Annotated in this window: 6 protein-coding genes; all 6 read right to left on the bottom strand. The window is 61.9% G+C overall.

From position 1 onward, the window contains the following. Nucleotides 1-149 precede the first annotated feature (149 nt). Nucleotides 150-1,166, bottom strand: coding sequence for a GTPase ObgE (obgE, locus tag VJ604_RS18385; protein ID WP_324085014.1), 1,017 nt, complete (start codon nucleotides 1,164-1,166; stop codon nucleotides 150-152). Nucleotides 1,167-1,237: 71 nt separating this feature from the next. Then, entirely contained in the window at nucleotides 1,238-1,495 is a 258-nt protein-coding gene (rpmA, locus tag VJ604_RS18380; RefSeq protein ID WP_324085012.1) for a 50S ribosomal protein L27, read from the bottom strand. Between the two features lie 65 nt (nucleotides 1,496-1,560). Beyond that, nucleotides 1,561-1,869, bottom strand: a complete 309-nt coding sequence (gene rplU / locus VJ604_RS18375) for a 50S ribosomal protein L21 (protein WP_324085010.1) — start codon at nucleotides 1,867-1,869, stop codon at nucleotides 1,561-1,563. Nucleotides 1,870-1,990: 121 nt separating this feature from the next. Continuing rightward, nucleotides 1,991-2,293: a Rieske (2Fe-2S) protein gene (locus tag VJ604_RS18370; RefSeq protein ID WP_324085007.1), complete on the bottom strand. Its 303-nt coding sequence runs from the start codon at nucleotides 2,291-2,293 to the stop codon at nucleotides 1,991-1,993. A 135-nt stretch (nucleotides 2,294-2,428) separates the two neighbouring features. Then, on the bottom strand, nucleotides 2,429-3,610 hold the full coding sequence (purT, locus tag VJ604_RS18365) for a formate-dependent phosphoribosylglycinamide formyltransferase (RefSeq protein WP_324085006.1): 1,182 nt from the start codon (nucleotides 3,608-3,610) through the stop codon (nucleotides 2,429-2,431). A gap of 167 nt (nucleotides 3,611-3,777) precedes the next feature. Continuing rightward, on the bottom strand, nucleotides 3,778-4,921 hold a 1,144-nt coding region (locus tag VJ604_RS18360), incomplete at its 5' end, for an Rne/Rng family ribonuclease (RefSeq protein WP_324085004.1).

The raw sequence follows: 4,921 nt of genomic DNA, 5'->3' as shown, positions 1-4,921 counted from the left end.
AGGGCCGTTGAACATCATTATCAACGGCATGTGCTCAATTTAGAAGAGAAAATGCCGCCTCCAGAAAGTCTGGAGAGCGGCATTTTCAACACGTTAAGTAAGGGCGTAGGCTCGATGCGGCTCCCCTTTTCATTCATCAACCACTTTATTTACCAGGTCTCGTCCGGCTCGCCCCACAGGTTGAAGGCGATGTCGTCCAGGAGTTCCGGTATCCCCTCGCCGGTGGCGGCCGAGACCGGGAAGACCTTGATCCCCCGCTCCTCGAAGTAGGGAAGGATCTCCTTCAGGTTCTCCCGCACGTTGGGAAGGTCGATCTTGTTGATCACCACGGTCTGCCGCTTCTCGGCAAGCTCGGGGTTGAACAGCTTGAGCTCACGGTTGAGCGCCTCGTACTCGGCGATGGGATCGCGCTCGGGCATCCAGGAGAGGTCGAGCATGTGCAGGAGCTGCCCGGTCCGCTCCAGGTGCTTCAAGAAACGGTGGCCAAGGCCTGCCCCTTCGCTGGCTCCCTCGATGAGTCCGGGGATGTCCGCCATCACGAAGGTGCGGTAGTTCTTGTAGCGTACCACGCCCAGATGCGGTTCCAAGGTGGTGAACGGGTAATCGGCGACCTTGGGGCGCGCGGCCGAGATCTTGGTGATCAGCGACGACTTGCCGACGCTCGGCATCCCCAAAAGTCCCACGTCCGCCATCAGCTTCAGCTCCAGCCTGATCCAGCGCTCCTCACCCGGCTCGCCCGGCTGGGCGAACTTGGGGGCCTTGTGGGTGGCGGTCTTGAAGCGGGCGTTCCCCTGGCCGCCGCGTCCCCCTTTCAAGAGAACGATGGAGGAGTCCGGATCCGCCAGGTCGGCCAGTTCTTCACCGGTCTCGGCGTCCTTGATCACCGTTCCCTGCGGGACCAGGATGGTCAGGGTATGGCCGGCGGCTCCGTGCTTGTCACTCCCCTTGCCGTGCATGCCGCGGCCGGCCTTCTGGTGCGGGTGCTGGCGCAGGTCGAGCAGGGTGGAGAGCTGCGGGGAGACCTTCACCACCACGTCGCCCCCCTTGCCGCCGTCACCACCGTCCGGTCCGCCCAGCGGGATGAACTTCTCGCGCCGGAAGGAGACGCACCCCGCGCCGCCGTCGCCCGACTTCACATTGATCTTCACTTCATCTATGAAACTCATCGTTTTCCCATGTAACGGCAAAAGCCCGGACCAATTCGGCTCCGGGCTTTTACACTGGTATGTTGCGGCTGCTAGTTGGCCGGGTAGACGGAGACCTTCTTGCGGTCTTTGCCCATCCGCTCGAACTTCACCACGCCTTCGATGAGGGCGTAAAGGGTGTAGTCCTTGCCGAGACCCACGTTGTTGCCCGGGTGGATCTTGGTGCCGTGCTGACGGTAGATGATGTTACCAGCCTTTACCGCCTCGCCGCCGAACTTCTTGCAGCCAAGCCTTTGGCCGTCGGAGTCGCGACCGTTCCTGGAGCTACCGACGCCTTTCTTGTGTGCCATTTTGCTTTCCTCCTGACGGAAGCCGCCGATCTAACACGGCCGCACCGCCTCTTTAAAAATATCTGCTAGGCATTGATCTTTTCGATCTTCAGGATGGTCCTGAGCTGGCGGTGCCCGTTAAGTTTCCTGGAGTCCTTCCGGCGCTTAGACTTGAAGACCAGAACCTTCTTGTCTTTACCCTGCTCGACAATTTTGCCGACCACAGAGGCGCTGGGCACTAAAGGTGTTCCGATAACGACCTTATCGCCGCCAACCATCAGGACTTCGGAGATCTCGACGGTATCGCCTACCGCACCCTCCAATTTCTCGACTTTCAAAAAGTCGCCCTCGGAAACTTTGTACTGTTTCCCTCCGGTTTTAACTACTGCGTACATTCTACTTCACCACCTTTACTCTGGATTTACTGTGAGCGGTAAAACTTATCTTGAAAAGAACCGGAAGTCAAGGAGTTTTATGCGGCAGGCTGATTTTTTATCACCCCTCGGCCGGGACGACTCAGCTGAGATCGACGTGGATCTCGTCCCCCTTGATCTCCACCGGGTAGATCCTGAGCTTGCACTCCGGGTGCTCGGCGCAGACACCCGTGGTGAGGTCGAAACGATACCCGTGACGCTGGCAGGAGAGCTTGCCGGCCTCCTTGACCAGGGCGCCTTCCAGGGGCGCGCCCTGGTGCGGGCACTCGCGCTCACAGGCGTAGACGACCCCCTTGGTCTTCACCAGCAGGATCGACTGCCCCTCGACCTGCACCAGCTTCTTCCCCCACTCGGGGACCTCCGAAACTTTTGCTGCAAATGCCATGGCACACCTCCAGGTAGTAACGGCCAGAAGCAATCCCCCCTGTCCCCCCTTTATCAAGGGGGGGACGTGATGCGCGAAAACGCCCCTCGTACCCTCCCCTTCAAGGGGAGGGACAGGGTGAGGATGGGTTCCAACCTAGGCTTTGGAAACGATCTTGACCGCGTGGGCGGCCTGCTCGGCTTTCTGGCGGGCGTCGTCGGTCCCCTCGCCGAAGCAGAGGGCGACTCCCATGCGGCGTCCTTTCCTGGTGTCGGGCTTGCCGAACAGGCGCAGCTTGGCGCTCGGCACGGCGAGGGCCTCGGCCACCCCTTCGAAGGTGACCTCGCCGGCCTTTTCCTCGGCCAGGATCACGTGCGAGGCTGCCGGGCCCAGGTTCACCACCGGCGGCACCGGCAGGCCCAGGATGGCCCTTACGTGCAGCTCGAATTCGGAAAGGTTCTGGGAGAGCATGGTGACCATCCCGGTGTCGTGCGGCCGCGGGGAGACCTCGCTGAAGTAGACCTGCGACCCCTTCACGAAGAACTCCACCCCGAAGATGCCGCGCCCGCCCAGGGCGCTCGTCACCGCCTCCGCCTGCCGCTGCGCCTCGGCCAGCACGGCCTCCTCCATGCCGATCGGCTGCCACGACTCGTGGTAGTCGCCGTCGATCTGGCGGTGGCCGATGGGGGGGCAGAAGCTGGTGCCATCCTTGGCACGCACGGTGAGCAGGGTTATCTCGTAGTCGAAGGGGATGAACTCCTCCACGATCACCTTGTCGGAGGCGCCCCGGGCTCCCTCGATGGCGTAAGTGAAGGAGTGCTCCAGGTCCGCCAGGTCGCGCAGGACGCTCTGCCCCTTGCCGGACGAGCTCATGATCGGCTTCACCACGCAGGGAAGACCGATCACCTCCACCGCCTGCCGGAACTCATCGAGACTGGTGGCGAAGCGGTAATCGGCGGTGGGAAGTCCCAGCTCCTCGGCGGCCAGCCTGCGGATACCCTCGCGGTTCATGGTGAGGTTGGCGGCGCGGGCGGTCGGGATCACGTTGAATCCCTCGCGCTCCAGCTCCAGCAGATATTCGGTATTGATCGCCTCGATCTCGGGGACGATGTAATCGGGGTTCTCCAGCCGCACCACCCGCTCCAGGTCGGCCCGGTTCAGCATGTCCACCACGTGACCGCGGTGGGCCACCTGCATGGCCGGGGCTCCTTCGTAGCGGTCAACCGCGACGACCTCGACCCCCAGCCGCTGGGCCTCGATCACCACTTCCTTGCCCAGCTCTCCCGAGCCAAGCAGCATGATCTTCGTTGCCCCCTTCTTCATCGGCGTACCAATCATTTCCACTCCTATTGCGATACTTACTAAACTCTTTTTGTTTTCTTACCCTCGCCCCTTCAGGGGAGAGGGTGGCCGAAGGCCGGGTGAGGGTGCCTCAATGATCCGGAAACTGCCGCCCCTCACCCCTGCCCCTCACCCCTGAAGGGGCGAGGGGATAAGGCCGTCTCTCAGCTGACGGTGACCTCGAACTGCTCCTGGTGGAAGCCGGGCTTGGCGCGGACTGTGATCCTCTTCTTGAAGTTCTTCTCCAGTTCCTCCAGACCGCGACGCTCCTCGTCGTAAAGGAGGTCTGCCACCTGCGGGTGCACGGTCAGCATCACTTTGGTTCCCCGGATGTCCAGCATCTCGCGCCTTAATTCACGGAAGATCTCGTGGCAGACGGAGATCTTGGACTTCACGTAGCCCCTTCCCTCGCAGTACGGGCAGGGCTCGCACATCATCCGCCCCAGGCTCTCGCGCACCCTTTTCCTGGTCATCTCCACCAGGCCCAGCTCGGAGATCTTCAGGATGTTGGTCTTCGACTTGTCGCTCTTCAGCGCCTCCTCCAGCGCGCCGTAGACCTTCTCCCGGTTCACCTCCTTCTCCATGTCGATGAAGTCGATGATGATGATGCCGCCCAGGTTCCTGAGCCTCAACTGGTAGGCGATCTCCTTGACCGCCTCCAGGTTGGTCTTCAGGATGGTGTCTTCGAGGTTGTGCTTGCCGACGTAGCGCCCGGTGTTGACGTCGATGGCGGTGAGCGCCTCGGTCTGCTCGATGATGATGTAGCCGCCGCTCTTCAGCCAGACCTTGCGCCCCAGGGCGCGGCTGATCTCCACCTCCAGACCGAAGTGGTCGAAGATCGGCTCCTCCTCGTCGTAGAGCTCGATCGAGTACTTCATCTTGGGCATGAAGGTGCTGATGAACTGCACGATCTTGTCGTATTCCGGCTTGGAGTCGACCACGATCCGCTCGACCGACTCGGTCAGGATGTCGCGCACCACCTTCTGGGTGACGTCCAGATCGGAGTGGATCAGGCTGGGGGCGCCGGCCTTGTCCTTCTTCTTGACGATCTCTTCCCAGAGCTTGGTGAGGTAGTGCAGGTCGGCGACCAGGTCCTCCTCGCTCTTGCCGTCGGAGACGGTCCTGACGATGAAGCCGCCACCCACCGGCTTGATGCGGTCCACGATCTCTTTGAGCCGCTCGCGCTCCGCCTCGTCCTCGATCCTGCGGGAGATGCCGACGTGGTCAACGGTCGGCATGTAGACGAGGTGGCGTCCCGGCAGGGAGATGTGCGCGGTGATGCGCGCCCCCTTGGTGCCGATCGGCTCC

The organism is Geomonas sp., from assembly GCF_035254065.1.
In the GTDB taxonomy this organism is placed as follows: domain Bacteria; phylum Desulfobacterota; class Desulfuromonadia; order Geobacterales; family Geobacteraceae; genus Geomonas.
This window is presented reverse-complemented; position numbering and strand designations above follow the sequence as displayed.